This window comes from Streptomyces sp. TLI_171, from assembly GCF_003610255.1.
Lineage (GTDB): Bacteria > Actinomycetota > Actinomycetes > Streptomycetales > Streptomycetaceae > Kitasatospora.
Genome location: NZ_RAPS01000001.1, coordinates 6,661,989 through 6,687,932, shown reverse-complemented (window position 1 = coordinate 6,687,932; position 25,944 = coordinate 6,661,989). Strand labels below are relative to the sequence as shown.

The 25,944-nt window shown below is 74.0% G+C and carries 20 protein-coding genes; 9 read left to right on the top strand and 11 right to left on the bottom strand.

Annotation, left to right across the window (positions count from 1 at the left end; genetic code table 11):
- Position 1 precedes the first annotated feature (1 nt).
- Positions 2 to 1,315: an acyltransferase gene (locus BX266_RS29790; RefSeq protein WP_099904812.1), complete on the top strand. Its 1,314-nt coding sequence runs from the start codon at positions 2 to 4 to the stop codon at positions 1,313 to 1,315.
- Positions 1,316 to 1,376: 61 nt separating this feature from the next.
- Here BX266_RS29790 and BX266_RS29785 read toward each other — a convergent pair whose 3' ends face one another.
- Entirely contained in the window at positions 1,377 to 2,969 is a 1,593-nt protein-coding gene (locus BX266_RS29785; RefSeq protein WP_099904810.1) for a PucR family transcriptional regulator ligand-binding domain-containing protein, read from the bottom strand.
- A gap of 299 nt (positions 2,970 to 3,268) precedes the next feature.
- Between BX266_RS29785 and BX266_RS29780 the strand changes: the two genes are divergently transcribed.
- The 6 genes from BX266_RS29780 to BX266_RS29755 all read left to right on the top strand — a co-directional run bounded on the left by BX266_RS29780 (position 3,269) and on the right by BX266_RS29755 (position 10,278).
- Positions 3,269 to 4,156, top strand: coding sequence for a xanthine dehydrogenase family protein subunit M (locus BX266_RS29780; RefSeq protein ID WP_099904808.1), 888 nt, complete (start codon positions 3,269 to 3,271; stop codon positions 4,154 to 4,156).
- On the top strand, positions 4,153 to 4,647 hold the full coding sequence (locus BX266_RS29775) for a (2Fe-2S)-binding protein (protein ID WP_099904806.1): 495 nt from the start codon (positions 4,153 to 4,155) through the stop codon (positions 4,645 to 4,647). Before BX266_RS29780 ends, BX266_RS29775 begins: the two co-directional genes overlap by 4 nt.
- Positions 4,644 to 7,004, top strand: a complete 2,361-nt coding sequence (gene pucD / locus BX266_RS29770; RefSeq protein WP_180290659.1) for a xanthine dehydrogenase subunit D — start codon at positions 4,644 to 4,646, stop codon at positions 7,002 to 7,004. The genes BX266_RS29775 and pucD overlap by 4 nt, the downstream gene beginning before the upstream one ends.
- A gap of 191 nt (positions 7,005 to 7,195) precedes the next feature.
- Positions 7,196 to 8,656 (top strand): NCS2 family permease, encoded by a 1,461-nt coding sequence (locus tag BX266_RS29765; protein WP_099904804.1) that lies wholly within the window; start codon positions 7,196 to 7,198, stop codon positions 8,654 to 8,656.
- Between the two features lie 84 nt (positions 8,657 to 8,740).
- Positions 8,741 to 9,898, top strand: coding sequence for an XdhC family protein (locus BX266_RS29760; protein WP_099904802.1), 1,158 nt, complete (start codon positions 8,741 to 8,743; stop codon positions 9,896 to 9,898).
- A gap of 95 nt (positions 9,899 to 9,993) precedes the next feature.
- Positions 9,994 to 10,278, top strand: coding sequence for a hypothetical protein (locus BX266_RS29755; RefSeq protein WP_259464915.1), 285 nt, complete (start codon positions 9,994 to 9,996; stop codon positions 10,276 to 10,278).
- Positions 10,279 to 10,294: 16 nt separating this feature from the next.
- Here the strand turns inward: BX266_RS29755 and BX266_RS40980 are convergent, their stop codons facing one another.
- From BX266_RS40980 to BX266_RS29740, 3 genes are all read right to left on the bottom strand, one after another.
- Positions 10,295 to 12,670, bottom strand: coding sequence for a bifunctional serine/threonine-protein kinase/ABC transporter substrate-binding protein (locus tag BX266_RS40980; RefSeq protein ID WP_099904798.1), 2,376 nt, complete (start codon positions 12,668 to 12,670; stop codon positions 10,295 to 10,297).
- Between the two features lie 67 nt (positions 12,671 to 12,737).
- The gene (locus tag BX266_RS29745) at positions 12,738 to 13,373 is read right to left on the bottom strand and encodes a LysE family translocator (RefSeq protein WP_259464914.1); all 636 of its coding nucleotides are present in this window, start codon (positions 13,371 to 13,373) and stop codon (positions 12,738 to 12,740) included.
- A 6-nt stretch (positions 13,374 to 13,379) separates the two neighbouring features.
- Positions 13,380 to 14,219, bottom strand: coding sequence for a DUF3626 domain-containing protein (locus BX266_RS29740; RefSeq protein ID WP_099904796.1), 840 nt, complete (start codon positions 14,217 to 14,219; stop codon positions 13,380 to 13,382).
- 185 nt (positions 14,220 to 14,404) lie between these two features.
- Between BX266_RS29740 and BX266_RS29735 the strand changes: the two genes are divergently transcribed.
- A complete protein-coding gene (locus BX266_RS29735) occupies positions 14,405 to 16,330 on the top strand; it encodes a glycoside hydrolase family 5 protein (RefSeq protein WP_099904795.1) in 1,926 nt (641 codons plus the stop codon).
- 52 nt (positions 16,331 to 16,382) lie between these two features.
- Here the strand turns inward: BX266_RS29735 and BX266_RS29730 are convergent, their stop codons facing one another.
- The 4 genes from BX266_RS29730 to BX266_RS29715 are packed head-to-tail and all read right to left on the bottom strand — an operon-like array spanning position 16,383 to position 20,992.
- Positions 16,383 to 18,116 (bottom strand): SDR family oxidoreductase, encoded by a 1,734-nt coding sequence (locus BX266_RS29730; protein ID WP_099904793.1) that lies wholly within the window; start codon positions 18,114 to 18,116, stop codon positions 16,383 to 16,385.
- On the bottom strand, positions 18,113 to 18,964 hold the full coding sequence (locus tag BX266_RS29725) for a M24 family metallopeptidase (protein ID WP_099904792.1): 852 nt from the start codon (positions 18,962 to 18,964) through the stop codon (positions 18,113 to 18,115). The genes BX266_RS29730 and BX266_RS29725 overlap by 4 nt, the downstream gene beginning before the upstream one ends.
- Positions 18,965 to 18,967: 3 nt before the next feature.
- The gene (locus BX266_RS29720; protein WP_099904790.1) at positions 18,968 to 20,053 is read right to left on the bottom strand and encodes a PDR/VanB family oxidoreductase; all 1,086 of its coding nucleotides are present in this window, start codon (positions 20,051 to 20,053) and stop codon (positions 18,968 to 18,970) included.
- Between the two features lie 48 nt (positions 20,054 to 20,101).
- The gene (locus tag BX266_RS29715; protein ID WP_099904789.1) at positions 20,102 to 20,992 is read right to left on the bottom strand and encodes a metal-dependent hydrolase; all 891 of its coding nucleotides are present in this window, start codon (positions 20,990 to 20,992) and stop codon (positions 20,102 to 20,104) included.
- A 158-nt stretch (positions 20,993 to 21,150) separates the two neighbouring features.
- Here BX266_RS29715 and BX266_RS29710 point away from each other — a divergent pair, with 158 nt between their 5' ends.
- Complete coding sequence (locus BX266_RS29710; protein WP_099904787.1) at positions 21,151 to 21,693, top strand: pyridoxine 5'-phosphate oxidase C-terminal domain-containing protein; 543 nt, start codon at positions 21,151 to 21,153, stop codon at positions 21,691 to 21,693.
- 42 nt (positions 21,694 to 21,735) lie between these two features.
- Here BX266_RS29710 and BX266_RS29705 read toward each other — a convergent pair whose 3' ends face one another.
- From BX266_RS29705 to helR, 3 genes are all read right to left on the bottom strand, one after another.
- Positions 21,736 to 22,602: a formyl transferase gene (locus BX266_RS29705; protein ID WP_099904785.1), complete on the bottom strand. Its 867-nt coding sequence runs from the start codon at positions 22,600 to 22,602 to the stop codon at positions 21,736 to 21,738.
- A gap of 67 nt (positions 22,603 to 22,669) precedes the next feature.
- On the bottom strand, positions 22,670 to 23,047 hold the full coding sequence (locus BX266_RS29700; protein ID WP_099904784.1) for a DUF6193 family natural product biosynthesis protein: 378 nt from the start codon (positions 23,045 to 23,047) through the stop codon (positions 22,670 to 22,672).
- A 548-nt stretch (positions 23,048 to 23,595) separates the two neighbouring features.
- Entirely contained in the window at positions 23,596 to 25,758 is a 2,163-nt protein-coding gene (helR, locus tag BX266_RS29690) for an RNA polymerase recycling motor ATPase HelR (protein WP_099904782.1), read from the bottom strand.
- Positions 25,759 to 25,944: the final 186 nt, after the last annotated feature.

The following is a 25,944-nucleotide window of genomic DNA, read 5'->3' as shown; positions in this document are numbered from 1 at the left end:
GATGACTTCACCTGCCGGACGCGGCACCCACGAGGACACCCTCGCGCTGCGGATCCCCCCGGGCTTCGGGCGGCACGAGGACACCCTGGCGCTGCGGATACCCGAGCAGTGGCGGGTCGAGCCGGAGCCGGAGGAGCCCGCCGCGGAGGACCCGCCGGTGCGCAAGGGCGGCCGCGACCGGTACCTCGACCTGCTGCGCGCGCTGGCCCTGGTCCGCGTGGTGCTCTACCACAACTTCGGCTGGTTCTGGCTGCCGCTGCTGTTCCCGTCGATGGGCGTGATGTTCGCGCTGGCCGGCTCGCTGATGACCCGTTCGCTCAGCCGTCCCGCGCTCGGCGTCATCCGCGGCCGACTGCGCCGACTGCTTCCGCCGATGTGGCTGTTCGGCGCCATCGTGATCACCGCCCAGGTCCTCGACGGCGGCGGCCCCGACTCCTCCGGCCACCCCACCTGGTGGTGGGCCAAGCTGGCGTTCTGGGTCCTGCCGCTGAGCACTCCGCCGTACGCCGAGGACGGCCTGCACGGCCTGCACGGCCACCTGGAGTCCGGCTGGGCGACCCAGCTCGTGGTTCCGCTGTGGTACCTGCGCGCCTACCTCTGGTACGTGCTGCTGTCGCCGCTGATGCTGTGGGCGCTGCGCCGGTTCCCGGTGCTGACGCTGTGCGCGCCGCTGGCGATGGTGATCGTGATGAACGGGTTCCTCGCCGACCAGGACTTCGTCTACCACCGGGTGTGGGAGACCGCCAACGACTTCGCGACGTTCGGCTCCTGCTGGATCCTCGGCATGGCCCACCAGGAAGGCCTGCTCAAGCGCATCCCGCAGTACGTCCTGCCGTCGATCGCGCCGCTGATCATGGTGGCGGGATTCTGGTACCTGCAGACCAGGCCGCTCGACCCGACCCAGCCGACCGACATCGAGGCCTGGCCGATCGCCCAGGCGGTGTGGTCCTTCGGCTTCGTCGCCATGCTGCTCCACGTCAGCCCGTCCTGGGAGCAGTGGCCGCGCCCGCTGGAGCGGTGGAACGGACTGGTCAGCCTGCTCAACTCACGCGCCGTCAGCGTCTACCTGTGGCACGTGACCGCGCTCGTGGCCGCGGTGCCGCTGATCGACCGCCTGTGGGACGTGGACTTCTTCTACGAGCACCTGAAGTGGCTGCTGAGCAGCCAGTGGTTCACGCTGCTGGTGGCGATCCCGCTGCTGGCCCTGCTGGTGATGACCTTCGGCTGGGTGGAGGACGTGGCCGCCAAGCGCTCGCCACGGCTGTTCCCGTACCCGCGCCGCCCGCGCGGCGGCAGACGCCGGACCGCCGACTGACGGTCCGACGGCAGGGGCGCGGCACCGGAGATCCGGTGCCGCGCCCCTGCCGTCGGACCGGCTAGGCGAGCTCCAGCGCCAGGTAGAAGTCGACCCGGTCCTCCAGCCTGGACAGGTCACGGCCCGTCAGCTCCTCGATCCGGCCGATCCGGTACCGCAGCGTGTTCACGTGGACGTGCAGCTGGGCGGCGCACCTGGTCCAGGACCCGTCGGAGCGCAGGAACGCCTCCAGGGTGCGGACCAGGTCGGCCTGGTGCTCCAGGTCGTAGGCGATGACCTTGTCGAGCAGCCGGGAGCGGAAGGCGCGCCGGACCTCGTCGGGGACGGCGGCCAGCAGCAGCACGTGCGAGGCGAGTTCCTCGGGGCCGGCGACGCAGACCCGGCCGACCCGGGCGGCGGCGATCCGGCGGGCGTGCCGGGCCTCCTCCAGGGCGCCGCGCAGGCCGCCGGACTCGGCGGCGGGGGCGCACACCCCGACGGTGATCCGGCCCTCGGAGCCGAGTCCGGCCTCCAGCGGGGCGAGCAGGGCGCGCACCGCGTCGGCGGGGACGGCGACGTCCAGGGCGGGCAGCACGACGACGGCGCCGGTCGCGCCGAGGGCGGCGACCAGGGCGCGGTCGGTGGCCCCGGCCAGGGCTTCTTCGAGGACCGGGCGGAGCGCGCCGTCGGGCAGGCCGGTGGCGTCGGCGGACAGCACCAGCCACTGCTGGCTGTCGGCGGCGGTCCCGGCGGAGCCCTCGTAGCGGGTGGCCATGGTGGTGGAGGCCTGCAGGGCGCGGCCGATCTCGGCGGGGTCGGCGTCCTGCTGGAGCAGGGCCAGCACCTCGTCGGCGATCCGGCGGCGCAGCCGGCCGCCCTCGTCGCGGCGGGTGCGTTCGGCGGCGACCAGCCGGGCCAGGTTGTCGGCGAGCTGCTGGCGCTTGGGCGTCCACTCGGTGACGTCGCCGGCCACCGCGAGGATCCAGTCGGCGAGCGGGGCCTCGTGGGTGGTCTCGGCGGCGGCGGGCAGCAGCGAGTAGGTGCCGGTGGCGAGCCGGACCCGGTGCGGGGGCCGGCGGCGCTGGCGCTGGGCGGCGAGGTGGGCGCGGGACAGCTGGTCGCGGTCGGCGGTGGGCAGCCGGTCGGCCGGTCCGGCGACCACCCGGCCGGTGGGGGTGAGCACCCAGCAGTCCAGGTCGAGGTCGCCGCCGAGCAGGTCGAGGACGGCGTCCAGGCCGCCCGCGCCGGCGGCGGAGACCAGCAGGCGGTGGCGGTCGACCAGGGCGGCGAGGTCGGCGGCCCGGTCGGCGGAGACCTGCCGGCCGACGTACTCGGTGACGGCGCCGAAGGCGATGTCGTCGGGGACCACCAGCAGCGGCAGGCGGTGCCGGCGGCAGGCGTCGGCGAGGTCGGCGGGCACGGGGCCGACCTCGGCCTCGCCGGCGCCGAGCGCGGCGGCGCCGCCCGCGACGATGGTGCGCACGAAGCGCTCGGAGTCGGCGGCCTCGGTGCGCCAGAGCATGCCGGTGAGGACGAGTTCGCCGCCGTGCAGGTAGCGGCCGGGGTCCTGCAGGTCGGTGGTCATCACGCCGGTGACCTGCCGGTCGAGCTCGTCCTCTCCGGTGAGCAGGCGCAGCGGGGGGGCGCCGGGGGCGAGCAGGTCGCGGACGCGCATGGGCGGGTCCTTCCGGTTGGTCTGTGAGGGTGAGGGTGGGGGTGATTCCGGTGCCGGGACGGCCCAGTGTGCACGAGGTGAGCTGCGGGATCGTCCACCTTAGAGGAACGTACAGGACGGTGCCGCAGGTCACTCCCGGTCCTCATGCCATCGGTGACTGCCAGTGGCCCCGGTCACAGGAGTTCACTTGCCAACACGCCGCCGGGCTGCACCGCGGTGACCGATCGGCCTCCGGGCCCGGCCACCGGCAAGGGCGCAGTGCCCGCGTCCGGTCGGCGACAACTTGAGGAGACACCCGCATGGAGTTCCTTCGGCCCGCTACCTGGGACGAGGCACTCGCGGCGAAGGCCGAGCACCCCACCGCGCTGCCGATCTCCGGCGGCACGGACGTCATGGTCGAGATGAACTTCGACGTGCACCGGCCATCCGCGATTCTCGACCTGAACCGCATCACCGAGCTCACCGAGTGGAGCAGCGAGGACGACGTCGTCCGGCTGGGTGCGGCGGTGCCGTACGCCCGGATCATCGAGGAGCTGGCCGTGCCGCTGCCGGGCCTGGCGCTGGCCTCGCACACCGTGGGTTCGCCGCAGATCCGCAACCGCGGCAGCGTCGGCGGCAACCTGGGCGCGGCCTCGCCGGCCGGCGACTCGCACCCGGCGCTGCTGGCGGCGGGCCGCGACGTGTTCGTGGAGGCGCACTCGGTGCGCGGGGTGCGGCTGATCCCGATCGACGAGTTCTACGTCGGGGTGAAGCGCAACAGCCTGGAGCCGGACGAGCTGATCGGCGCGGTGCGCATCCCGGTCGCGGACGGCCCGCAGCAGTTCTCGAAGATCGGTACCCGCAACGCGATGGTGATCGCGGTCTGCGCGTTCGGTTTCGCGCTGCACCCGAAGGACGGGACGGTCGGCACCGGCATCGGTTCGGCCGCGCCGACGCCGCGCCGGGCCGTGGAGGCCGAGGAGTACCTGCGCGGGGTCCTCGCCGAGCGCGGTCTGTGGGAGTCCGGCGAACTGCTGGGCGCGGAAGTGATCCAGCGCTTCGGCGAGCTGGTGAAGTCCGCGGCCTCCCCGATCGACGACGTCCGGGGCACCGCCGACTACCGGCGGCACGCGCTGGCCGTGATGGCCCGCCGCACCCTGACCTGGACCTGGAACGACTACCGCAAGCAGATCAGGAGCGCGGCATGAGGGTCACATTCACCGCGAACGGCAAGCCGGTGGAGGCCGACGACGTGTGGGAGGGCGAGTCCCTGCTGTACGTCCTGCGCGAGCGGGTCGGCCTGCCCGGGTCCAAGAACGCGTGCGAGCAGGGCGAGTGCGGCTCCTGCACGGTCTACCTGGACGGGCTGCCGGTCTGCTCCTGCCTGGTGGCGGCCGGTCAGGTGCAGGACCGCGAGGTGCGCACCGTCGAGGGCCTGGCGGAGGAGGACGGCGAGCTGGGCCTGGTCCAGCAGGCGTTCGTGGACGCGGGCGCCGTGCAGTGCGGCTTCTGCACCCCTGGCCTGCTGGTGCAGACCGACGCCCTGCTGGAGCGGGACGCGCAGCCCTCCGACACGGACATCCGCGAGGCCCTGTCGGGCAACCTGTGCCGCTGCACCGGCTACGAGAAGATCATGGACGCGGTGCGGCTGGCCTCGGCCCGCAAGTGCGCCGCCTCCGGTGAAGGGGACCAGAAGTGACGACGCGAACGGTCCAGGGCGAGAAGAACCTGCAGAAGATCCACCAGTCGTCGAAGGACGGGATCGGCGGCTCGCCGCTGCGGCCCGACGGCCACCTGAAGGTGCGCGGCGAGTTCGCCTACTCCTCCGACATGTGGCACGAGGACATGCTCTGGGGGACGGCGCTGCGCTCCCCGCACCCGCGCGCCACCATCCTGTCGGTGGACATCTCGGAGGCGCTGAAGGTTCCCGGCGTGTACGCGGTGCTCACCCACGAGGACATCCCGGGCGAGAAGTACTACGGCCTGGAGATCGCGGACCAGCCGGCGCTGGCGATCGACAAGATCCGCTACCACGGCGAGGCGATCGCCCTGGTGGCCGCGGACCACCCGGAGACCGCCCGCCGCGCGGTGAAGAAGATCAAGGTCGAGTACGAGGTGCTCACCCCGATCACCACCGAGGAGCAGTGCCTCGACCCGGAGACCCACGGCTACGTGCACGAGCCGCACGAGTACAAGTCGCACGCGTACGGCAACATCTGCCACGAGCAGAAGCTGGTCTCCGGCCTGGGCGTGACCGACGAGGTGCGGGCGCTGGCGGACGTGATCGTCTCCGGCGAGTACGAGGTCGGCATGCAGGACCAGGCCTTCCTCGGCCCGGAGTCCGGTCTCGCGGTGCCCGCCGAGGACGGCGGCATCGACCTGTACATCGCCACCCAGTGGCTGCACGTGGACCGCCAGCAGATGGCTCCGGTGCTGAACCTGCCGCAGGAGAAGGTCCGGCTCACGCTGGCCGGCGTGGGCGGTGCGTTCGGCGGCCGCGAGGACCTGTCGATGCAGATCCACGCCTGCCTGCTGGCGCTGCACACCGGCAAGCCCGTCAAGATCGTGTACGCCCGCGACGAGTCCTTCTTCGGACACGTGCACCGCCACCCGGCGAAGATGCGCTACGAGCACGGCGCGACCCGCGACGGCAAGCTGGTCTTCGCCGACTGCCGGATCGTGCTGGACGGCGGCGCCTACGCCTCCGCCTCCCCCGCGGTGGTCGGCAACGCCGCCTCGCTGGGCCACGGCCCGTACGTGATCCCGAACGTGGCGATGCACGCCATCGCGCTGTACTCCAACAACCCGTCCTGCGGGGCGATGCGCGGCTTCGGCGCGGTGCAGGCCGCGTTCGGCTACGAGTCGCAGATGGACAAGCTGGCCGAGGCGCTCGGCATGGACCCGGTGGAGCTGCGGCAGCTGAACGCCGTCACCCAGGGCGACTTCATGCCGACCGGTCAGGAGATCGACGCGCCCGCGCCGGTCGCCGAGCTGCTGCAGCGGGTCAAGGACATGCCGCTGCCGCCGCCGCTCGACCTGGAGCACCTGGACGTGCGCACCCTGCCGGGCGCGCTGTCCAACACCTCGCACGGCGAGGGCATCGTGCGCGGCGTGGGCTACTCGGTGGGCATCAAGAACGTCGGCTTCTCCGAGGGCTTCGACGACTACTCGACCGCCAGGGTCCGGCTGGAGGTGATCGGCGGCGAGCCGGTCGCCATGGTGCACACCGCGATGGCCGAGGTCGGGCAGGGCGGTGTCACCGTGCATGCGCAGATCGCCCGCACCGAGCTGGGCGTCGAGCAGGTGACCATCCACCCGGCGAACACCGAGGTCGGCTCGGCGGGCTCCACCTCCGCCTCCCGGCAGACCTACATGACGGGCGGGGCGGTGAAGCTCGCCGCCGAGGCGGTGCGGCACGAACTGGTCGAGAAGGGCCGCCACCGCTACGGCTGGACCCAGACCGACATCGCGCTGGTCGGCGGCAAGGTGGTCTCCGCCTCCGCGGGCGTGCTGATCTCCATGGTCGACCTGCTGGGCGACGAGGTGATCGAGCAGACCCGCGAGCACCACCACCGGCCCACCGTGCCGTTCGACAAGGAGACCGGGCAGGGCTTCGGCCACGTCCAGTACACCTTCTGCGCCAACCGCGCGGTGGTCGACGTGGACGTGGAGCTCGGCCTGGTCAAGGTGGTCGAACTGACGGCCGTCCAGGACGTCGGCAAGGCACTCAACCCGCTCTCGGTGGTCGGCCAGATCCAGGGCGGCTGCACCCAGGCGCTGGGCCTCGCGGTGATGGAGGAGATCGTGGTCAAGGACGGCAAGGTGCGCAACGCGTCCTTCACCGACTACCTGATCCCCACCATCCTGGACACCCCGCCGATCCCGGTGGAGATCCTGGAGCGTCCCGACCCGAACGCCCCGTACGGACTGCGCGGCGTCGGCGAGGCCCCCACGGTCTCCGCCACCCCGTCGATCGTGGCGGCGATCCGCCAGGCCACCGGCAAGGCGCTCACCCGGATCCCGGTCCGGCCCGAGCACCTCACCGACACGCTCTGACGGCACCTCGAACGTCCCCGGGGTCGGCATCCGAGTCTTCCCCCGACCCCGGGGCCCCGCCGTCCGGCCACGCCGGGCCGGACGGTCCAGCACCCCCACCCGTGAGTCGAACCAGTCCCCCTGCCGCCCTCCCTGACGGGCCATCAGGTCGGCTCGCCCACCCCAACCCCCTATGAACCTTGGGAGTGGACATGACCCGGACCTCTACGGAGCCCGGCCCCACCGAAGCGGCCCCCACCGCGCCCGAAACACCCTCCAGAGGCGCGCTCGACGCGTACTTCAAGATCTCGGCGCGCGGTTCCACGCTGGGCAACGAACTCCGCGGCGGGCTCACCACCTTCATGGCGATGGCCTACATCGTCCTGCTCAACCCGATCATCCTGAGCGGCGCGGACGTCACCGGCGCCAAGCTCAGCCACGGCCAGCTGACCACCGCCACCGCGCTCGCCGCGGCGGTCACCACCGTCCTGATGGGCCTGGTCGGCAACGTGCCGCTCGCGGTCGCCGCCGGACTCTCCGTCTCGGGTGCGATATCCGCCCTGGTGGTGCCGCACACCACCTGGGCGCAGGCGATGGGCCTGTGCGTGATCTACGGCCTGCTGATCGTGCTGCTGGTGGTCTCGGGACTGCGCGAGAAGATCATGAACGGCATTCCGCTGCCGCTCAAGCACGCCATCACCATCGGCATCGGCCTGTTCGTCGCGATCATCGGCTTCTACAAGGCCGGCTTCGTGCACACCGGCGGCCCGACCCCGCTCTCGCTCGGCCCGTTCGGCGAACTGCAGGGCTGGCCGGTGCTGATCTTCGCCCTCACCCTGCTGAGCATCTTCGTGCTGCTGGCCCGGGGCGTCCGGGGCGCGATCCTGATCGGCATCGCGGCGGGCACCGCGGTCGCGCTGGTGGTCAACCAGGCGGCCGGGCTGACCGCGAAGGACTGGGGCGGCTCCGCTCCGACCTGGCCCGGCTCCCCGGTCTCCGCCCCCGACTTCGGGCTGTTCGGGCACGTCGACCTGTTCGGCGCGTTCGGCTCGCACGGGCTGGGCGCGATCAGCGCCTCCGTCGCGGTGTTCACCCTGGTCCTGGCCGGGTTCTTCGACGCGATGGCCACCATCATCGGCGTCGGCACCGAGGCCGGCCTGGCCGACTCCAAGGGCCGGATGCCCGGCCTGTCGAAGGCGCTGTTCATCGACGGCGCGGGCGGCGCGATCGGCGGCCTGTCCGGGGCGTCCGGGCAGACCGTGTTCGTCGAGTCGGCGACCGGCGTCGGCGACGGCGCCCGCACCGGCCTGGCCTCCGCCGTCACCGGCGGAGCGTTCGCGCTGATGCTGTTCTTCTCGCCGGTGGCCGCCGTGGTGCCGGTGCAGGTCGCCTCCGCGGCGCTGGTGGTGATCGGCTCGATGATGATGAGCCAGGCCCGGCACATCGACTGGTCGGACCGCGAGATCGCCATCCCCGCCTTCCTGACCTGCGTGCTGATGCCGTTCACCTACAGCATCACCGCGGGTGTCGCGGCCGGCGTCATCTCCTACACCGTGATCAAGGCGGGCACCGGCAAGTGGCGCGAGCCCGGCCCGCTGATGTGGATCCTCTCCGCGGTGTTCGTCGTCTACTTCGCGCTCGTCCCGATCAAGTCCTGGATGGGCGTCCACTAGCCCCGCCCCCGCCGTCCCGCCGGAGCGTTTCCGGTGGGGCGGCCCCTCCCGTTGCACACTGGACTGGTAGCGCAAGGAGCACTCGTGCACGACATCGCCGCGCAGCTTCACGCCTGGCACGCCGCCGGGCGCCCCTTCGCCGTGGCCACCGTGGTCGGCGTGTCCGGCTCCGCGCCGCGCGATCCCGGCGCGGCGCTGGCCGTCGACGCGGACGGCCAGGCGGTCGGCTCGGTCTCCGGCGGGTGCGTCGAGGGCGCGGTGTACGAGCTGTGCCAGGAGGCGCTGCGCACCGGCGCCCCCGTGCTGGAGCGCTTCGGCTACAGCGACGAGGACGCCTTCGCCGTCGGACTGACCTGCGGCGGCGTGCTCGACGTCTTCGTGCAGCCGGTCGTTCCCGGCACGGACGCCGGCCTGGACGCCGCCGTCGCGTACATCGCCTCCGGCACGCCCGTCGCGGTGGCCCGGATCATCGACGGCCCCGGCGCGCTGCTCGGCGCGACCGTCGCCGTCACCGGCGACGCCCACCACGGCGCCCTGGCCTCCTTCCGGCTGGAGCGCGCGGTGGTCGCCGAGGCCCGCGCCATGCTGTCGGCCGGCCGCACCGGCCGGCTGGTCCTCGGCCCGGACGGGCGGCCCTGCTCCGAGGACGGCGCCGACACCGTCACGGTCTTCGTCGAGGCGTACGTCCCCGCCCCGCGCATGATCGTCTTCGGGGCGATCGACTTCGCCTCCGCGGTGGTGCGGATCGGCAAGTTCCTCGGCTACCACGTCACCGTCTGCGACGCCCGCCCCGTGTTCGCGACCCGTCGGCGCTTCCCCGAGGCGGACGAGCTGGTCGTCGACTGGCCGCACCGCTACCTGGACAGCCAGCTGGAGCTGCTGGACGGCCGCAGCGTGCTGTGCGTCCTCACCCACGACGCCAAGTTCGACATCCCGCTGCTGGAGCGCGCCCTGCGCCTGCCGGTCGGCTACGTCGGCGCGATGGGCTCCCGCCGCACCCACCGGGACCGCAACGCCCGGCTGCGCGAAGTCGGCCTGAGCGAAGCCGAGTTGGCCCGCCTCAACTCCCCCATCGGCCTGGACCTCGGTGCCCGCACCCCCGAGGAGACCGCCGTCTCCATCGCCGCCGAACTGGTCGCCCTCACCCGCGGCGGGTCCTGCCTCCCGCTCTCCGCCTCCCGCGGCCCCATCCACCACGACCTCACCACCGCCCCGGACGCGGACGCCTCGCACGCCGCCTGAGCGTCCCGTCGCGACCGGGCGGCGGGGGCGCAGGAGAATGGAACGGTTCGCCGAGGCCCTGGAATGCGGATCGCGGGAGGCGTGCGATGCGAACCATGATCGTTGCGGAAGTCGACACCGAGAAGTCGAACGAGCTGATCACGGCCGGCCGGATGCCGGAGGTGATGGGCAGGCTGCTGGAGACGCTGAAGCCCGAGGCCGCGTACTTCCACTCGGTGGGCGGACGGCGCGGGTTCACCCTGGTGGCTGACCTGGACCAGGAGTCGGCCCTGGTGCCCGCCATCGAACCGCTCTGGCTGGAGCTGGGGGCCACCGTGACGGTGACGCCCTGCATGAACGCCGAGGAACTGCGCGCCGGTATCGACAGACTGACAAGCTGACAGCTCTGGTCCCGGCTCAGTTCCCGCGGGTCGGGCGGACGGTGCTGTCCAGCGCCCACTTGTTGTCGCGGACGGCGTAGACGGCCAGCGCGGGCCTGCCGAGGTCGCCGTACCGGTCGAAGGAGATCGGGCCGGTGGCGCCGTCGAAGGAGACCGCGCCGAGGGCCGCGGTGATCCTGGCGCGGGCGTCGGCCGGCACCTGGTTGCCGTTGGCCGCGGCGACCGCGCCGACGGCCTTGATCAGGGCGGTGGTCGCGTCGTAGGCGTACGCCCCGTACTGCTGGGGATCGCTGGTGTAGCCGCCCTTGCCGAAGGACTCCAGGAACTGCTTGGCGCTGGTGAGTTCGCTCGCGGGGACGGTGGTGGAGACGGTCAGGTCGCCCGCCTGGCCGCCCTGGGCGAACTCGGGGGCGTAGATGCCGTCCCCGCCCGTCAGCGGGCCGCTGACGCCGCCCTGCTTGAGCTGCTGCGACAGCGGGCCGGCCTCCGGGTAGAGGCCGCCGAAGAACACCGCGTCCGCGCCCGCCGAGCGGACCTTGGCGACCAGGGTCGCGAAGTCCCGGTCGCCGGTGCGGACGGTGCCGGTGCCGGTCACCGTGCCGCCGACCCGGGTGAGTTCGGCGGTGAACCGGGCCGCGACGCCGCTGCCGTACGTGCTGCCGTCGTCGACCACGAACACCTTGGTCTTCTTCGCCGTCACCACCAGGTGGTCGGCGGCGGCGATCCCCTGCTCGGCATCGGTGGCGCAGACCCGGAAGAAGCTGCCGTACTGCCGGGTCGCCGTGCCGGCCGCCCAACTGCCGCCCTGGGTGAGCTGGGTGTTGGTGGCGGACGGGGAGACCATCGCCAGGTGGGCCTCGTCGACGGGCCCGAGCATGCTCTGCGCCACGGAGGAGTTGACCGGCCCGACCACGCCCAGCACCTGGCCGTCGGAGACCAGTTGGGCCGCGTTGGCCTGGCCGCGGGCGGGCTGCGCCTGGTCGTCGAGCGCCTTCAGCTCGAACTGCACGCCGGGCACCAGGCCGGACCGGTTGGCGTCCTTGATCGCCAGGTCGGCGGCGTCCTTGACGCTGAGGCCGATCGCGGCGAGGTCGCCGGTGAGCGGAGCGTCCAGCCCGATCAGCACCTTGACGGTGGAACCGGTGGGCGGCACCGCCTGGTTGCCCTTGCTGCCGCCGCCCTTGTCGTCCTGGGCGAGGTTCCAGGCCAGCACCCCGCCGCCGGACAGCACGGCGAGCGCCACCGCGATCGCGGCGACCCGCAGGCCCGTCCGGCGCGGCTCGGGCCGGGCGGCCGCGCCGCCGAGCGCGACCCCCGGCAGTGAGATCGCCCGGGCGTCGGCGGGCGCGGGGTACGGCGCGGCAGCGGGCGGCCCGGCCGCCACGGCCGGCACGGGCGGTGGGGTCTGCGGGCGCGGCGGGGTGTCGACCGCGGTCGGCGACGGCCCGGGCAGCGACGGCAGGGCAGCGGCAGGAGCAGGGGCGGGCTCCGGCGGCGGGGCAGGGGCAGGAGCGGGGGCCGGGGCGGGGGCGGGCTGTGGCGGCGTCAGCGGCGCGGCGGCGGCGGCGAGTTCGGCCGTCGCTGCGGCGAGCAGCCGGGCCGCCCGCTCGGCGTCGGCGCGCTGCTCGGGATCCTTGGTGAGCAGCGCGTCCAGCAGCGGCGCGAGCGCCCCGGCCCGGACGGCGGGGCGGTGCGGCTTGGTGAAGACGGCGATGGCGAGGGCGTGCAGGCCGTCGGCGTCGAACGGCGGGTGGCCCTCGACGGCGTGGTAGAGGGTGGCGCCGAGCGCCCACAGGTCGTTGGCGGGGGCGGGGTGCTTGCCCTCCAGCTGCTCGGGCGGCATGTAGTGCGGGGTGCCGATGACGGTGCCGCTGTGGCTCAACTTGGTGGTGGCGTCGGCGAGGTGGGCGATGCCGAAGTCGGTGAGCACGATCCGGTCGCGGGTGAGCAGGATGTTGTCGGGCTTGAGGTCCCGGTGCACGATCCCGGCCCGGTGCGCCTCGCCGAGCGCGCCGAGCAGGGCCGCGCCGATCTCGGCGACCCGGGCGGGCGGCAGCGGGCCGTCGGCGCGCAGCGCGGCGGCGAGCGAGCGGCCGCGCAGGAACTCCATCACGATGACGGGCGCGCCGCGGTGTTCGACCACGTCGTGGATGGTGACGATGCCGGGGTGGCTGAGGATGGCGGCGGCGCGGGCCTCGCTGGTGAACCGGCGCAGCAGCAGGTCGCGTTCGCGGTCGTCGAGCCCGGGCGGGAAGAGGATCTCCTTGACGGCCACTTCGCGGTCGAACAGCTGGCGGTCCAGGCCGCGCCAGACCCGGCCCATCCCGCCCTGCCCGATCCGTTCGACCAACTGGTAACGGCCTGCGACGACTTCCGGCTCCTGCTCGGTCACGGCAGCACTCTAGTGGGCCCGCGATCACCGGCCGTGCGGTGTCGACAAGCCGTTACCTCACGCCCGGTCAGTCGCCGAGCGCGAGCCTGGCGCCGAAGCCGAGGACGGCGACCCCGGTGATCCGGTCGAGCAGGCGACGGGCGGCGGGGCGGCGCAGCCAGCCGCGCAGGGTGCGGGCGAAGCCGATCAGGACGGCGGACCAGAGCAGGCCCTCGGCGACGTGCACCGAGGTCAGCAGCACGCCGGCGGCCAGGTGCGGGGCACCGGCGGGGATGAAGGGCGGCAGGACGGCGACGTAGAACACGCCGACCTTCGGGTTGAGCAGGTTGGTGGCGGTGCCGCGCCGCCAGCCGGCCCACCAGCCGCCGTCGCGGGCGGCCGGCTGCTCGCCCTCCGGTGTCTCCCGGTGCCGGTTGCGCAGCAGTTGGAGGCCCATCCACAGCAGGTAGCAGACGCCGGCCCAGCGGAGCGTCTCGTAGGCGGCGCGGGAGGCTGTGAGCAGCACGCTGAGGCCGGCGGCGGAGGCGGTGCCCCAGATCAGGGTGCCGGTCTGGATGCCGAGGACCACGCCCCAGGCCCGGCGGCGCCGGCCGAGGGCGGCGGTGCGCAGGATGAGCGCGGTGTCGAGGCCGGGGGTGAGCGTGAGCAGGCCCACCACGAGGGCGAAGGAGGCGAGCGGGCCGGCCATCGTCGTCAGGTCCATGGGCGGTCAGCCTATCGTCGTGGCCGGTCGGCCGTGGCGGGCGAGGCAGTGCCAGACCTGTTTGACGTGCTGCGGGTCGTGCCGGCCGCTGCGGGCGGCGGCGCCGATCGCGGCGGGGTCGAGGACGCCGTCGCGGGCGAGCTCGGCGGCGAGGGCGGTGATGTGCGGGCCCCGGTAGTCGGCGTACTGCGCCAGTTCGGCGGCGGGGAGGCGGTGGCCGGGGTGCCATTCGAGGCGGCAGGGCAGCAGGCGGGCGGCGGCCTCGACCTCGGTGTCCCGGTAGCAGGGGTCGAGGACGAGGGCGTCGACGTGCTCGGCGAACCGGAGCGGGCCGTGCAGTTGGGCTTCCACGTAGGCGTCCAGCAGGTCCTGCCGGTCGGCTTCGGCGAGCGCGATCAGGTCGAGGGCGGCGGCGGTGCCGAAGTGCTCGGGTTCGAAGACGCTGTCGGGGTAGCAGAAGGTGGCCCGGTGCAGGGTGTCGGCGCGCAGCCGCAGGTGGGCGGAGCCGAACCGGGGCGCGCCGCCGTAGGGGCTGCGCAGGTGGTTGAGCGCGCCGTAGACGGGGCGCCGCTCGGCGGGGGCGTCGTCGTAGGCGCCGCCGAAGATCCGGCTCTCCCACGTCCAGCGGTCGCCGCCGGGGTGGGCGGTGAGGCCGCCGTTGCTGGTGCCGGTGGAGAACTGGGAGCGGTAGACGCCGTCCTCGGCCATCGAGCGGAGGATCGGGCGGCCGTCGATCAGCCGGTCAGGGTGGAAGTTGAGCGTGACGTCGAGCCCGGCGGGCAGCGGGCCGCCGCGGCTGCGGGCGGCGACGTGGTGCAGGGCGCGGGCTTCGGGCGTCGGGTCCATGCCTCCGCAGTCTGCCCGGCCGGACGGGGTGGCGCAGCCGGATTTCGGGCGGGCGGGCGGCGGTACGTCAACGCTCTTGCCGAAGCACCTACCGGCGGGTAGGAAGTGTCCGGGCTCGTTGTCACGTCCATGCACAAATCCGCTCGACGGGTCGTCAGTTCCCTTCTCCTCCACCCTGGATGGCCATGAAGACGTTCGTCCGCCGCGCGCTGTCCGCCGCGACCGCACTCGCCCTCTGCCTGCCGCTGTCCGCCGCCGCCGCGCGGGCCGCGCCCACGGCCGCCGCCGCGCCGCCCGTGCTGACCGGCCCGCAGTTGGCCGTGTCCTGGACCGGCCCGCTGAGCACCCGGGGGCGGTACGTCGTCGACGCGAACGGGAACCGGTTCAAGCTGAAGTCCGGCAACTGGGCCGGCGCGCAGGGCACCTGGCAGGGCAGCGGCTCGACCACCGACCCGGCGAACAACCAGGCCGGGCAGGTCTCGTACAACCTCCCCCTCGGGCTGGACCGGGCGCCGGTGGCGGACATCCTGGCCGGCTTCCACCGGCTGGGCATCAACAGCGTCCGGCTGCCGTTCGCCAACGCGATGATCCACGACGGCGCGCCGGTGCCGGACGTCGCGGTGGCCGCCAACCCGCAGTGGCGGGGCCGGACGCCGCTGCAGGTGTACGACGCCGTGGTGCAGGCGCTGACCGCCGACGGCTTCGCGGTGATCCTGAACAACCACACCACCGGCTACCGGTTCTGCTGCGGCCTGGACGGCAACGAGCGCTGGAACAGCGGACAGTCCACCCAGCAGTGGGAGGACGACTGGGTGTTCCTGGTGGACCGCTACCGGGCGAACAAGCGGGTGGTCGGCGCCGACCTGCGCAACGAGGTGCGCCGCGACACCTGGGACGACCCCAACTGGGGCCTGGGCGACGCCCACGACGAGTTCGCCGCGTTCGAGGAGGCCGGGAACCGGATCCTGCAGGCCGACCCCGACCTGCTGGTGATCATGGAGGGCATCAACTGGTACGGCATCCCGGCCGCCGGGTTCAGCCACGGCCGTCCGCAGCTCACCCCCGTCCGCACGCTGTCCCACACCCTGATCGACTCGGGCAAGCTGGTGTACTCGGCGCACTTCTACGCGTACACCGGCCCGGCCAACACCGGTGCGGGCAGCGGCCCGGGCTCCACCGGCGACCCGCGCTACCAGGACTTCACGCCCGAGCAGCTGGCCCGGGTGGTGGACGACGAGGCGCTGTTCGTCACCACCGCCGGCCAGCACTTCACCGCCCCGGTGTGGATCAGCGAGTTCGGGGCGGGCGGCCGCGGCGACACCGACGCCGCGGAGCACGCCTGGTTCGACCACTTCACCGCGATCCTGGCCGACCACGACACCGACTTCGCCGTCTGGCCGCTGGTCGGCTGGCAGGACAACGGCGTCCCGAAGGACAGTTGGGCGCTGCTGAGCTTCGATGCGGCGGGCCGCTCGATCGGCCTGCAGGACCCGGGCGACTGGCGCGCCGAGTACTGGAACCGGCTGCTGGCCGCCCCGTCGGCCACCGGCCCGATCGCCCCGGTGGCGCACTGGAACCTGCTGGACCTGGACCACGCCGACTTCGACGTCTCCCGCCGGATGCTGGCGCTGCCCGACTGGAGCAGCGGCAACCGCAAGGGCAACTGCCCGGACGGCCAGCGGGTGGTGGGCCTCGGCCGGGGCAGCGGCCGGGGCCTGTGCACGGACGCCGCCGAGCCCGCCGGCGGCGCGGGCGACTGGGTGGCCGTCACCGACGAGCGGTACGTCACGCACGGCGACTGGGCGTCCGGCTACAACAAGCTCCAGTGCCCGGACGGCACGTTCGCGGTCGGCTACGGCGTCCGGAGCAACGCGATGGCGGCGCTGCTCTGCGCCCCCGCCGCCGGGCCGCTGCCCACCGCCGGGCGGGTCCTGTGGTTCGACCACGGCGACAACCGCCCGGCCGCCGGCGGGTCCGCCGGCAGTGACTGGGCGCCCGGCTCGTACAAGGGCCAGTGCACGGACGGCGAGTACCTGGCCGGCGTCGCCTTCACCTGGAAGTGGCTGCACTACGGCGTCCCGGACGCGCTGCTCTGCCGGCCGCTGTCCTGAGCCGTGCGGCGGCGCGGCCCCCCGGCCGCGCCGCCCGCGGGGCGACGGCCCGTCAGCCCGCGTTGATCTGCGCGGCCTTGCGCAGCAGTGCCGGGCTGAGCCGCCCGAGCAGCCGGGCCGCCTTGGCCTCGACGGTGACCGGGACGACGGCCTTGCCGGTGCGGACCGCACGGACGATCTCGGCGGCGACCTTCTCCGGCGGGAAGCCCCGGCGGGCGTACATCCTGGACACCTTGGCCTGCTTGGCGGCGAGTTCCTCCTCGCCGAGGCCGGAGAAGGTCGAGGTGCGGGTGATGTTGGTGTTGACGATGCCGGGGCAGATGGTGGACACCCCGATCCGGTGCGGGGCGAGTTCGGCCCGCAGGCAGTCGGAGAGCATGAACACCGCCGACTTGGAGGTGGCGTACGCGGCCAGCACCTTGGACGGCAGGTAGGCCGCGGCGGACGCCAGGTTGACGATGTGTCCGCCCTGGCCGCGCTCGACCATCAGCTGCCCGAACGCCCGGCAGCCGTGGATGACGCCCCACAGGTTGACGTCCAGCACCCGCCGCCACTCCTCCTCGGTGGTCTGCAGGAACGTCCCGGAGTGGCCGATGCCCGCGTTGTTGACCACCACGTCGGGGACGCCGAAGTCCGCGGCGACCTGCTGGGCGAACGCCTCCACGGCAGCGCCGTCGCTGACGTCCACCCGGTACGCGCCGGCCTTCACCCCGGACAGCGCGCACAGTTCGGCGGTGCGCTGCGCGGCGGGCAGGTCGCGGTCGCCGACCACCACCCGGGCGCCCCGGTCGGCGAAGGCCAGCGCGGTGGCCCGGCCGATGCCGCTGCCGCCGCCGGTGACCACCACCAGCTCGCCGCCGTCGGACGGCTCCTGGCGCACCGAGCCGTGGTCCCGGGCGGCGAACTCGCGCACCAGCGCGGCGACCGACGGGCCCTTCTCCAGCAGCGCCGACCAGTGCGTGGCGTTCAGCGTGCGGCGGGTCAGCCGCGGCACCCACTGCTCCAGGCCCTCGGACAGGAAGTCCGAGACGTAGTGGTCGCGTTCCAGGGTGATCAGCTGCACCGGCACCTCGGTGAACCGCTCGCGGGGCGTGCGCACCGAGGGCCGCATGTTGGCCCGGTACAGCTCGATGCCGTGCACGGCGTCCCTGGCCAGCGTCGGCTGCGGGTGGCCGGGCCGCGGCCGGACGGCCTCCAGGTCGTTCAGCACCCGGGGCCACAGCCGGGCCAGGCCGAGCTTCCAGGCGGCGGGCGCCAGCAGCGGCAGGTGGAACAGGCCGATGTACCAGGAGTGCAGGCCCTGCCGCAGCAGCTGCGAGACGTGCCGGGGCGTCGGCCGCCGCAGCCGGCGCCGGATCCAGTGCCCCATGTGGTCCAGGCACGGCCCGGACATGGTGGTGTAGCTGGCGACCCGCCGGTACGAGCCCGGCGTGGTGATCGCCTCCCAGGACTGCACGCTCCCCCAGTCGTGCGCCACCACGTGCACCGGCCGGTCCGGGCTGACCGCGTCCGCCACCGCGAACAGGTCCTGCCCCAGCAGCTCCAGCCGGTAGTCCTCGCGCTCGGCCGGCACCTCGGACGCCCCCGACCCCCGGGTGTCGTACCGCACCACGTGGTGGTCGGCCGCCAGGTCGGCGGCCACGTCGTCCCACACCGAGTGGTCGTCGGGGTACCCGTGCACCATGATCACCGTCGGGTTCTCCGGGTCGCCCTGCTCGTACACGGCGAGCTTCAGCCCCCCGGAGTCGACGGTCCGTCGGCGGAGCTCGGTGCTGCGGCCGGTCATGCTGCGTCCTCCTGGAGTGCCCAGCGCCGCACGTGCGGCAGGTCGTCGTCGAGCCAGTACACGTCCTCCTCGGTGACCACGAGGAGTTCCTCGAACTTGATGCCCACCTCGCGGAAGCCGATGTGCGGCTCCACCGCCCACAGGCCGGGCGTCGGCGCGTGCCGGGAGGCCCGGCCGCCCGCCCACAGCGGGGACCTGCCCTCCAGCCGCTCCTTCACCAGTTCGCGTCCGAGCGTCTGCAGCGTACGCACCCCGAAGCCGAACAGGTTCACCCCGGCCGGTCCGCGGGCGGTCGTCCTGGTCACCTGGTGGCCGATCACCCGACCCGGGTACACCTGGTGGCGGTTGTCGTAGCCGTGCTCGGCGATCTGCGCGTCCACGGCCGCGTACACCTCGGACAGCGTCCGGCGGGCCTTCACCTCACGCAGGATCAGCTCCCGGTACGCCTTCAGGTCCTGGGCGAGCCGGTCCCAGACCGGGTTCTCGCCGACCTTGCCGCCGTAGCCGATGTCGGCGGTGTAGCCGTCCACCACCGGCGCGCAGTCCAGCACGTACGGCATGCCCTCGGTCAGCACCCGGGAGCCCGCGAAGAACTGCAGCGGGGTGTGGAAGTGCCGGAACGCGGTGCGGTCGCCGAACCAGGCGAACGGCACGTGGAAGAAGTCCTGCACGCCCTCCCGGACCAGGCAGCGGCGCAGCTTCGCGGTGGCCTGACGCTCCGTCACGCCCGGCTCGATCCACGCCGCGACCTGCTCCGCGCAGTGGTACGCCAGCTGCTGGGTCTCCCGGAACCTCGCCAGGTCACGCTCGTCGAACGGGAACCGCGGCGGCTGCTTCGGCTTCGTCATCGACTACACCTCCAGTTCGAGGGTCTCGCCCTCGGCGGCCCGGGACACGCACGGCAGCATCAGGCCGGCGGCCCGCTGCTCCTCGGTCAGCCTGCGGTCGCGGTGCTCGGGCGTCCCCGACGCCACCGTGAGCACGCAGGTCCCGCAGAAGCCCTGCTTGCACGAGTACGGCAGGTCGGGCCTCAGTTCGCGCGCCACGTCCAGCGCGGAGCGGTCCGCGGGGACGGTCAGCTCCTCGCCGCCGGCGCCGAGCCGGACGGTGAACGGCCGTCCGTCCAGGATCGGCGCCGCGCCGAACCGCTCGAAGTGCAGCGAGGCGGCCGGCGAGGCGTCCAGCGCGCGCTGGACCGCCGCCAGCATCGGCGCCGGGCCGCACACGTACACCGCCGCCCCGCGCGGGGCGCGGGCCAGCAGCTCGGCGGCGTCCGGGAGCCCGTGCTCGTCGTCGGTGCGGATCTCCACCCGGTTCGGGTCGAGCGCCTTCAGCTCCGCCGTGAACGGCAGCGCCCCGGCGGTGCGGCCGGTGTGCACCAGCCGCCAGTCCAGGCCCGCGTGCTGGGCGGCCCGGGCCATCGGCAGCAGCGGCGTGATCCCGATGCCGCCGGCCAGGAACAGCACCTTCTGCTCCCCGCAGAAGGCGAAGCCGTTGCGCGGGCGGCGCACCCGCAGCCGGACCCCGACGTGCAGCTCGTCGTGGATCTCGACGCTGCCGCCGCCGCCGTCCGCGACCCGGCGCACCGCGATCCGGTAGACGTGCCGGTCGGCGACCTCGCCGCACAGCGAGTAGTGGCGCTCGCGTCCGGACGGCAGCGTCACCTGCACTCGCGCGCCCGGCTGCCAGGCCGGCAGCATCCCGCCCGACGGGTCCGCCAGCCGCAGCTCCACCACGCCCTCGGCCACCGCCTCGTGCGAGGCCACCACGAGGTGCAGCGGCGGCACCGCCCGTGCCTGGGGCCGCCGCGGGCTGCGCCGCAGCCCGGGGCGCCCCAGCGCCGGGCTGTACCAGTCGCCGAAGGCGGTCAGCCGCTCGAAGAACCGGTCCGCCCGCGGGCGTCCGTACAGGTCCGGCGGCGGGGTTTCGAGATCCATGGGACAGCGGCTCCGATTCGTGCGGGTGGTCGGGGGGCGGCGGGTTCCTCAGTGCGCGGCGGCGCGGGCCGCGGGCGAGGTGGCGAGGTAGGCGAGGGCCTGGGAGGAGCTGCCCTCCTTGGTGGGGTGGTAGCCCGGGCCGAAGTAGCGCAGGGCGGAGCGGACGAAGCGGACCGGCTCGGGGAGCAGGCCGCGGCGGGCCGCCCGCCGGGCGTCGCGCCAGGTGGGGGCGAGGGCGCCGCCGAGCGAGGGGTCGGCGGCGAGCATGAAGCGGGCGCCGCGGATCCAGAGGTGGACCAGGAGCGGGCCGGAGACGAACATGCCGCGGACGCGGCGCAGGTAGCCGGGGTCGAGGTGGCGCATCAGGTCGTAGGCGACGCTGCGGTGTTCGACCTCCTCGGCGCCGTGCCAGCGGAGCAGGTCGAGCATGGTGGGGTCGGCCTTGGCGCGGTCGAGTCCGGGCGAGTTGAGGGCCCACTTGCCGAGGAAGGCGGTGAAGTGCTCGATCGCGGCGACGAAGGCGACCCGTTCGATGATGTTCTCGCGGCGCTGACGGGCGCTCAGCCCGGGCTTGTCGCCGAGGACCCGGCGGAACAGCCAGCTGACCTGGCGGACGTACGGCCGCGGGTCGAGGCCCTGCCCGAGCAGGTGGTCGAGGACCTCCTGGTGGGCCTCGGCGTGGATCGCCTCCTGGCCGATGAAGCCGAGCACCTCCTCGCGGAGCTGCTCGTCGCGGATCATCGGCAGGGCTTCCTTGAACACCTTGACGAACCAGCGTTCGCCTTCGGGGAGCAGCAGGTGCAGGACGTTGATGGTGTGGGTGGCCATCGGCTCGTCGGGAATCCAGTGCAGCGGCAGCCGGGACCAGTCGAAGTGCACGTCGCGCGGTTCGAGGACGAGGCTGTCGTGCACGGTGGGGGGCGGGGTGGGGCGGGGCATGGGAGTGCCTCCTTGCGTGCGGACGGACGGGTGACCGGTGGGCACACCGGCAAACTACTCGCGGGTAGTGGGCTGGACAAGGGGTTCGACCAGTCTTATCAACATCGAGTCTAATAAGCCGCTCGATAGGGTGAGGGCGAGCCATCCAGGGAGACGCCTTGACCGCACGCACGACCGACCCCGAGCCCGGCCCGCTGGTCCGGGCGCTGCTCGCCCACCCGGTGCTGGCCGCCGACCACTACCCGCCGCTGGACCCCGCCGACGCGCCCGCGCACCCGGCGGAGCTGCTCACGGCCTGGCTGCTGGACGCGCTCGCCGCCGGCTCCCCGGACGCCCAGGTGGTCACGCTCTCCACGGTGGCCGCCGACGGCGGCCCGGACGCCCGGGTGCTGGTCCTGCGCGACGTCGAACCCGCCACCGCAGCCTGCCACTTCTGGACCGAGCCGGACTCCCCCAAGGCCCGCCAGTTCACCGCCCGCCCCGACGCCGCCCTCACCGCGTACTGGCCGCCGCAGGGCCGCCAGGTGCGGCTGCGCGGCCCCGTCCGCCCCTCCCCCGGCTGCCGGACCTCCGCGCCCGAGCTGCACTGCTACGCGCTGCACCCGACCGGCGTCGAGTTCTGGCAGGCGAGCCCGGACCGCCGCCACCGCCGCCTGCGCTACACCCGCACCGCCACCGGCTGGACCGCGGAATCCCTCTGACGCCGCGTCGCCCGCCGCCCGGCTCCGCCGCCCCTCGGACGATCAGACCCCGCCCGGGCCCGACGCCCCGTCAGGTGCGGGGAGCCCGTCGCCGACCGGGCCGTCGGCGGGCGCGGTGAACGGGCCCAGCAGGGTGTGGTGGTCGCTCTGGTCGACCAGGCGCAGGCCGCGGGCGCGGAAGGCGGCGAGGTCCGCCGGGCCGGGCAGCGAGCGGTAGTGACGCAGGGCGCGGTCCTGGCGCACGGCCGGGACGGGGCGCCCGGCGAGGAGGCCGGGCAGCAGGCGCAGGAGCGCGGCGATGCCCACGGGGTAGGTGTGGGCGACGTGCCAGGCGAGCGAGCGGGCCGGGTCGACGGGCAGTCGGCCGGCGGCCAGGACCGGGCCGGTGTCCACGCCGCGGTCGATCCGGTGGACGGTGCAGCCGATCGTCGCGCGGCCGTCGAGCATCGTCCAGAACGGCGCGAACAGGCCGGCGTAGCGCGGGAGTTCGCCGGGGTGGACGTTGAGGGCACCGAGCCGGGGAACGGCCAGCGCCGCCTCGCGGAGGATCAGGCCGAACCGGACCGCGAGGATCAGGTCGGGCCGGAACGCGGTCAGTTCGCGCAGGCCCTCACCGTCGTTGATCTCCTCCACCGGGCGGCACTCCACGCCGTGGCGGCGGCCGAGGTGGTGGAAGGTCAGCAGCCGGCCGGGCGGTTCGGCGAGCCGGTCGAGGGCGGGGAACACCACCCGGTCCGGCAGGTCCCGTTCGAACCGCCGCAGCGCGGCGAGTTCGGGCGCCCGGTCCTCGTCCGGGCGGGCCGGCCCGGACGTCAGCACCTGCACCCGGTGCCCGGCCAGCCCCGGCAGCAGGTGGTTCAGCGCCACGCATCCGGGCAGGTCGCGCTTGGTGCACACGGTGATTCGCATGCCTCCACCCTCACCGAGCGGCGGGGGCGGCGCACCGCGTCCCCGCCCGGCGGGTGAACGGCCGCGTTCACCCCCCGCGCGGGGCCGGGACGGCGTCCTCGGGCAGGTGCTGCAGGACCAGGGCGACGGTGGCGGCGGCGCCGTGGCCCTCGTGCACCCGGCCGTCCGCGAGGTGCACGGCGAACCGGTCGCCGCCGTGCGCGCGGACCCGCGGCAGGTCGGCGCAGATCGGCGGGGCGGCCCGGCGGCTGAAGGTGATCCAGTACATGGCCCGGCCGGGCGACAGTGCGCGCAGCCGCGGCTGGGCGTACGCGGCCTCGACGAACTCCCGTGCGTCCGCGCCCCGTTGGCCCGCGGCGAAGGCGCGCAGCGCCTCCCAGCGGACCGCGATCGGATCGCCGTACTGGTCGTACTCGCGCACCTCGTGGGCGGGCAGCTCGGACATGAGGCCGAGTGTGCCAGAACAGTCCGGGTTTCCCGGGCCTTCGGGGGTGTGCCGTCCGAAAGAGACGCGCTGTCCCGACGCCCGTCACCTGCCGGGCCGTCCTCCGTCGCCCGGGCGTTCCCCTCCGCCGCAGGGGAGTCGGCCACGGCGCGGCCGGTGCTGCTCGCATCGCAGGCCCGCTGCTCTCCTCCCCCGGCGGCGCCCACCCGCGCGAGGAACCGGAACGCACCATGCACGAGGTGCCGGGCCGGTGCTTCGGCTGCTTCGTGGTCGAGCGCGACGGCCGGCCGCGGAGGTCGGCGCGGACGACGAACTGGTCGACCGGGTGCGCCGCGAGTTCGAGACGGCACTGGCCGACCTGACCGCCGCGACGCCCCGGACGCCTCGGAGCGCGGCCGGCAGGACACCGCGCCGCGCTGGTGCGGCTGCGCGCCGAGCGCCGGATCGACGACACGGTGCTGGTGGCGCTGGAGACCCGGCTGGACATCGAGGAGCTGCGGCTCACCCACCCGGAGGCGGTGGACCGAGCCGCAGCCCCTGACGGCCCGTCAGCCGCGCAGGATCGCCAGCTGCCCGGTGGCGCGGGTCATCGCCACGTACCGGTCGACGGCGCCCTCGATGCCCTCGCCGAACTTCTCCGGGTCGACCAGCACCACGAAGTCGAACTCCAGGCCCTTGACCAGCTCGGGGCTGAGCGAGCGGACCCGCGGCAGCCCGGCGAAGCCGGGGTCGCCGATCACGCAGGCGGTGCCCTCGGGGTGGGCGGCCAGCCAGTCGGCGAGGACCGCGTCCCGGTCGGCGGGGACGCCGTGCAGCACGGGCAGCCCGCTGCGGCGGATCGAGGTGGGGACGTTGGCGTCGGGGAGCGCGGCCCGGATCACCGGCTCGGCCTCGGCCATCACCTCCTCGGGGGTGCGGTAGTTGACGCTCAGTGAGGTGAGGGTGGTCCGGTCCAGGCCGGCCCGCTCCAGGCGCTCCGTCCAGGACTCGGTGAAGCCGTGCCGGGCCTGGGCGCGGTCGCCGACGATGGTGAACGACCGGGACGGGCAGCGGGCGATCAGCATCTGCCACTCGGCGTCGGTGAGTTCCTGCGCCTCGTCGACCACGATGTGCGCGAACGGGCCGGCCAGCAGGTCGGGGTCGACCGGCTCCGGGTCGGAGTGGTCGATCAGCGCGTCGCGCAGGTCGGCGCCGCGCAGCATGGTGAGCGCCCCCTCGCCGTCGTCGTCGGCGTCCAGCAGGTGGTCGACCACGCCGTCCATCAGTTCGCGTTCGGCCGCCAGGCGGGCCTTGTGGGCGCGCTGGCGGCGGTCGGCGTCGGTGTCGCCGAGGCGGCGGCGGGCGGCGTCCAGCAGCGGCAGGTCGGAGAGCGTCCAGGCGGCCGGCTCGGCGCGCTGCAGGGCGCGGATCTGCTCGCGGTCCAGCCAGGGCGCGCACAGCCGCAGGTAGGCGGGGACGGTCCACAGGTCACCGACCAGGTCGGTGGGTTCGAGGATCGGCCAGGCCCGGCGCAGCGCTCCGAGCAGCTCGCCGTCCTTGCGCAGCGCGCGGCGCAGCATCTCGGGCGAGATGCCGTCCTCGTCGTCGAGGGAGTCGGCGTTCTTCTCCAGCAGGATGGTGATGAGCTCCTCGAGGATCTGCTCGCGGGCCTCGTTGTGCGGGGTGCCGGGGCCGGGGGCGGCGAACGCCTCGGCCCAGTCCTCCGGGTCGACCCACAGGTCGTACCAGTCGGTGGAGAGCTTGCGGCCCTCGGCGGGCGGCTCCTCGTACACGGCGACGGCCTTCTCGATCGCGTGCACCATGCCGGCGGCGGCCTTCAGCCGGGCCACCTCGGGGTCGGGTTCGGGGGCGACGGCGGCGCCCTCCGGCAGCAGGTCTCGCAGGGTGCAGGTCTGCACGCCCTCCTCGCCGAGGCTGGGCAGCACGTCGGCGACGTACGCCAGGTACGGCTGGTGCGGGCCGACGAACAGCACGCCGCCCTTGCGGTGGCCGAGGCGCGGGTCGGAGTACAGCAGGTGGGCGGTGCGGTGCAGGGCGACCACGGTCTTGCCGGTGCCGGGGCCGCCGTCGACGACCAGGGCGCCGCGCGAGCCGGCCCGGATGATGGCGTCCTGGTCGGCCTGGATGGTGGCGAGGACGTCGCGCATCCGCTCGGAGCGGGAGCTGCCGAGGCTGGCGATGAACGCGGACTGGTCGTCGAGGGCGGCGTGGCCCTCCAGCCCGTCGGCGGTGAACACCTCGTCCCAGTAGTCGCCGACCGCGCCGCGCTGCCAGCGGTAGCGGCGGCGGCTGGCCAGGCCCATCGGGTTGGCGTGGGTGGCGGCGAAGAACGGTTCGGCGGCGGGCGAGCGCCAGTCGATCAGCAGGCGGCGGCCGTCGCCGTCGGCGAGGCCGAGGCGGCCGATGTAGATCGGCTCGGGGTCGTCGGCGTGGACGATCCGGCCGAGGCACAGGTCGGAGCCGAAGCGGCGCAGGGTGCGCAGCCGGGCGGACAGCTGGTGGACTTCGTTGTCGCGGTCCATGGCGGCCCGGCCGGCCCCGCCGGGGCTGCGGAGCACCTGGTCGAGGCGCTCGGTCAGCTCGGCGATGTCGCGTTCCAGGGTGGCGGCGACGTCGGCGAAGTGCCGGTCGTCGGCGGCGATCAGGGCCGGGTCGGCCTTGGCGGCGAGCCGCTCGGGCAGGTCGAAGGCACTGGTCGTCGGGTGATTCATGGGTGAGGACTCCGATCTGCTGCCGGGTTGGTCGCGCGCCGTCCGCGTGCTGCGCGCGGTCTGCCCCGTTTGTGCTGTTTGCGCGGGTTCCCCGGTTCAGATGAGCGATTGTGCGGCATCGGGGGGGCCTTGCGGCAAGGCCCCCCGTACGCTATACATTGGATAACGGCAGGAGAGCGTGCGCTC